Here is a 4,460-nt window from a genome sequence, read left to right as displayed (position 1 = left end):
ACACCTCTAGAACTACTCAAAGAAGACTATCCGGATTGTAATGAAGGTGTTTTAAACTTTCCAGTCGTCAATATTAAGGAATATTTGAACTATTACTTTGATTTATTTAACCCTCAACCGTTAGAAATTGTTTATGATCCAAATGAGTTTTTATTGTTCCACGGTTTTGATGAAGAGGACCTAACAGAGGGATACCATGTTTCGATGCTTCACAACAAAATGTCAGGAGTAAAACATTTTGGGGTTATTGGTTCTAGGTCGTTACCATCCAGCCAGTGGCGGTGCTATTGGTGTATGAAAATAATGTTCTGCAACAAAAATCCTTAATAACTTCAATCACTCATAACGCAAGGTTATCGCAGGATCTAATTCTGAAGCTCTTTTTGACGGATAAATGCCCGCAAAAAGACCAGCAAATAATGCTGCCATGAATGCAATAATAATAGAAAGAAGAGAAACTAGTCCTTCTATTTGCAACATTGTCTGCATTATTAAAACAATAATTATTCCAACATCAACTCAGAAAATTAAATTTTTTTCCAATTTCTTAACCCACTCGCTGTATTTTTGTTCTGTTCCTGCAAAACTCTTGTCTACCTCAAGAAATTTATCATACATTTCACTAATTAAAGAAGCGGAGAGTTGCTTCTCTAAGAAGGGATAGAGAATCTCATCTTCTTTGTTAATATGCTCCGTTAAGAGTTCTGCATACGATAATAAATTAGTTTTTATTTTGCTTTCATTATTTTCTGCAAGCCCGTCAAGAATACCTGCGACATAGCTTCTTCCAGCTGTATGGTCAGAAAGCATAACCTGAATAAAATCCGAATTGTCGTCAAAATATTTAAATAAAATATCCTCTTCTTTAGCATGATGAAAGCGATCCGCATAAGTTTTAATAAAATCAACACTTTCTGTTATTAGTTGTTTTTGAGACATAGAAGAAACATCAAAATTTGCACAAATATTAGGAACAAGGGCAAGCAGTCTTTTAATAAGATCATGCTCAGTCATTAGTTTTTGTATCGGCGGGGAGATTTCTCGAACTGCCTTTTTTTGTATTTTTGCTGGTTTAGTAATATTTACTTTTTGATCTGGAAACACAACATTGGCAATAGCTTGGTGCATAGCCTTTTCTTGTTCTTTGGTTAATTGATGAATTTCTACAATGTCTTTTAGTAAACAAGTCCCTACGCCACAGGTCACACAACCAATATCATATGACTCCAAGATATCAGCTACGGCAGGATATTGTTCAATTACTTTCTTTATTCCCGTGTTCATTAATTCTTCCATTTCTAACCCCTTATTTTAAATTTCGATCTCTGTTGTTTCTTTTCCAGCATGCATTGCCGAAGCAATGGTTACCGATTTCAATTCTTCGACTATAAATTTTCTTATTTTTTCTATTTTTTTCCTTAATATACAGTTTTTCATATCAGAACAAGTATATTTTTTTGTCGTACAGTTGTCCAGTTTAACTGGACCTTGTTTAATTTGAGCCCGAACCACCTTAAAAATAGATAAACATCTCCACTTATCTGTCACCCACAGACATCCAAGACAATAAATCTGGCTTTATCTGATAGAGAGTTATATCAAAGTTTTTTGAGGCTAATTTTTCAAAAAGTTCCTTATTCCTACGAGTAATTATTTTTAACATCCCACTTTCAACACAATGATAGAGATTATCATTATCAATTTTTAAATCACTAATGTTTGTAGCCAAGTGCTCTGCTAAAAATTGAACAACATCAATAGGGATTATAGGGCTAGATAACTTTAGCATAATTGATTCAGCTGGACCATAATGATAAGCACTTAATTTGTCAGCGTTACTAAGAAGACTCATTGCTGAAAAAATACAATCTTTTCCATAAGGCTTACCCTTAAAGCTAACCATTTGAAATTTAATAGTTAAGTCATTGCCAAAATTAAGTCCCGCAGTTTTAAAAATACTCATCACCGCAACTACAGCCATTTGGTGAAAATAGGTTTTTGGAGAAGCCGTTACTTCTACTATTTTTGAAAAGTCTATTATTTTATCTGCTTGATAAGATATTAATTTCTGCTTCATATATTAATATATCGAAAAAATAAAAAAAACTTCCCAGTATAAAAAATTATCCTTAAGTCCGAAGAGGATACCTATTTTTTCAGTTCACTTATCCTATAATTGCCACTCAGATAGGCGTTTGTGACCATCTCTTGATCTTTACCAGAAAACACATTTTCTACAGCCGAGATTAGTTCATCATAATGTTCTGGCTTTTCAGGCTTCATAATATAGCGTGCTATCTTACCAAGTTTGGGGTTAGTGGCATCACTTATCTTCTGCACATCTTCATAAGCTGAAAGCATTATTACAGGAATCTGCTGAAAGGCTCCGCTATCTCGAAAGAACAAAACACCTTCGCGCCTTCTAAGCTCCTGTAAAAACTGAATACCATTCATCTCTGGCATTTTTATATCTAAAACAATACACCCTATCCTATTGGAAGCTATGCCCAAAAATCTTTCATGCTTTTCTAATACACGCAAAGCCTCTTTACCATTGTGAGCAATCACAGTAGCATATTTACCAGTAGTAAGTATCTTGCCAGCGACATAGTCAGCTAAATCTACCTCATCTTCTACAACCAAAACAAGAGGCTTTCTACCAGCCTTCTTTCTGTTGTATTTAAAGGCAGTACCATCCATTAAATATTTCCAGCCTCTTCTAAGTTTTGCGAATGCTTTGAAAGGGCCAAGAATAGCACAAATCACAAAAGCCACAATGCAAATAAAAGAGAAAACATAGGCAACTAACACCATCCGGATAATCAGAAAAAAGAAATTATTTGAAGATTTATCTTCTCTACTATCAGCAAACAAAAAGTTTCTACCTTTTTCAATTCCCCAAACCACGCCACCAATTGCACCGACAATTCCACCATAAACCAGAAGATATAATAATATTAACGGAGACAAAAAAGTAATGACTGTTAGGAGCAGTGTTTTGTATTTACGAAGTGAATTAATCATATAAATAGTTTATCTGTAATTAGGGAAAGTTACTAGACTCTGATAGTTGTTTATGATAAAAGATGAAAAATTAAAAAACCCCTACTTTGCAGAATCAATAAAAAATACCTTTTCAATATAATTGGTTCAGCACAAGAAATAAACTCATACACAAATAACTTTACTTTCAATGATTATTCTACAAATAAGCTGGTTCAACGCGCAGTTGAAAGGAACTTTGAAATAATTGGAGAGGCACTTAATACCATCAAATTTAATCATACAGAGTTCATTAACAACATCAGTGACTATCAAAGAATTATTGGATTTAGCAATATACTTATCCATGGTTATAGTGAAATTGATGAGAAAATTGTTTGGGATGCAATCAAAAAACATTTACCACTATTAGTGGAAGGAATAACGCCTTTTATCTAGCCATAACTGGTTGGTTAGCCTTTTTATGAAAATTACTAGCAACTAATCCCTTTGGATCAATAGCTGATAAAATATTCCAAACTGCCCTAACAACTACAGGGTCTGCTTTCATTTCTATTAATCTATTTTTTAAGTCATTAAAGGATTTAAGAAGATTCTCAGTTAAAATGTCTCCTAAAATCTTTCTAGTTGAAATATCTTTCTGACCTTCATTTTTCATCATTTCAGCTAATACTAGCTGAGCTGCGGTAATTGCCAAATCCGTACTGCCAAAAATCTTAGGCAAGAATATGCCTGCACCCTCAATAACAGTTCTAAACAACTCTTTAGTAGCAATTTTTTGAAGTTCAATTATCTTCACATTAATCGCATCTATTTGTTTAGTGGCTTTTTGAATTAATTTATCAGCAGCATCGATCATCTCATCAACCTTAACATCAGCTTTATCTGCTTCATTAACAACATAAGCTCTACAAATCAAATCTGCAATAGCTTCACGTGCTTGTTTTTTTGCGTCCATCTTATTAAAACCTTTATTAATATAATGCTGAGTCATTTCAGAATAAAGTGCGACTAATTCCGAATTCTCTCTATTAAAATGAATTCTAATATTATCGCCTTTAATATCTATACTTTTAGCAAAACCAAGTACTCTTCTATCTATATATCCAAATTCATCCTGAAATCCATTTTGTTTAAAAAATTCTTTAAAAAACAAAAACCTTTCATCACCAATTTCATACCGTGTAGCTTCTTTCCCATCATATATCTGAGCACGCATTCCTTGTCCTTTACGTCTTATATGGTCACCGTGACGTCTAGCTTGTTCTGCATTAGCTAATTTATCCTTTAAACCGTCCTCATTATCTGAAGCTAGTGGTACATTTAATGCTAATGCTTCAGTTGTGGCTGTAACCGTTCTAACTGCTGCTAATGCACCATTAGTTATAAAATTTATACCATCGATTGTAGCAAATAAACGACCACCAACAGCTACAGGAACATCAGAATCAGCTGGG

Annotated in this window: 7 protein-coding genes; 1 reads left to right on the top strand and 6 read right to left on the bottom strand. The window is 33.6% G+C overall.

The features are described from left to right. Positions 1-327, top strand: a 327-nt coding sequence (locus PHF25_08850; GenBank protein MDD4528118.1) for a hypothetical protein, incomplete at its 5' end; no start/stop codon positions are given. A 9-nt stretch (positions 328-336) separates the two neighbouring features. On the opposite strand, the gene PHF25_08845 is transcribed toward PHF25_08850, so the two are convergent. From PHF25_08845 to PHF25_08820, 6 genes are all read right to left on the bottom strand, one after another. Then, positions 337-480 carry a hypothetical protein gene (locus tag PHF25_08845; protein MDD4528117.1) on the bottom strand — a complete coding sequence of 48 codons (144 nt, stop codon included), beginning with the start codon at positions 478-480 and terminating at the stop codon, positions 337-339. 39 nt (positions 481-519) lie between these two features. After that, a complete protein-coding gene (locus PHF25_08840) occupies positions 520-1,296 on the bottom strand; it encodes a hemerythrin domain-containing protein (protein ID MDD4528116.1) in 777 nt (258 codons plus the stop codon). A gap of 15 nt (positions 1,297-1,311) precedes the next feature. Next, on the bottom strand, positions 1,312-1,548 hold the full coding sequence (locus tag PHF25_08835; GenBank protein MDD4528115.1) for a hypothetical protein: 237 nt from the start codon (positions 1,546-1,548) through the stop codon (positions 1,312-1,314). Next, on the bottom strand, positions 1,538-2,077 hold the full coding sequence (locus tag PHF25_08830) for a hypothetical protein (protein MDD4528114.1): 540 nt from the start codon (positions 2,075-2,077) through the stop codon (positions 1,538-1,540). Before PHF25_08830 ends, PHF25_08835 begins: the two co-directional genes overlap by 11 nt. Before the next feature lie 71 nt (positions 2,078-2,148). Continuing rightward, positions 2,149-3,024: a response regulator gene (locus tag PHF25_08825; protein MDD4528113.1), complete on the bottom strand. Its 876-nt coding sequence runs from the start codon at positions 3,022-3,024 to the stop codon at positions 2,149-2,151. A 409-nt stretch (positions 3,025-3,433) separates the two neighbouring features. After that, positions 3,434-4,460 (bottom strand): hypothetical protein (locus tag PHF25_08820; protein MDD4528112.1); only part of this gene is annotated, 1,027 nt, incomplete at its 5' end.

Source organism: Candidatus Margulisiibacteriota bacterium (assembly GCA_028706105.1).
Lineage (GTDB): Bacteria > Margulisbacteria > Riflemargulisbacteria > GWF2-35-9 > DYQY01 > DYQY01.
This window is presented reverse-complemented; position numbering and strand designations above follow the sequence as displayed.

Coding starts and splice junctions, on each gene's coding strand:
- PHF25_08845 (MDD4528117.1), bottom strand. CDS start 480: ATGTTGCAAATAGAAGGACTAGTTTCTCTTCTTTCTATTATTATTGCA.
- PHF25_08840 (MDD4528116.1), bottom strand. CDS start 1,296: ATGGAAGAATTAATGAACACGGGAATAAAGAAAGTAATTGAACAATAT.
- PHF25_08830 (MDD4528114.1), bottom strand. CDS start 2,077: ATGAAGCAGAAATTAATATCTTATCAAGCAGATAAAATAATAGACTTT.
- PHF25_08825 (MDD4528113.1), bottom strand. CDS start 3,024: ATGATTAATTCACTTCGTAAATACAAAACACTGCTCCTAACAGTCATT.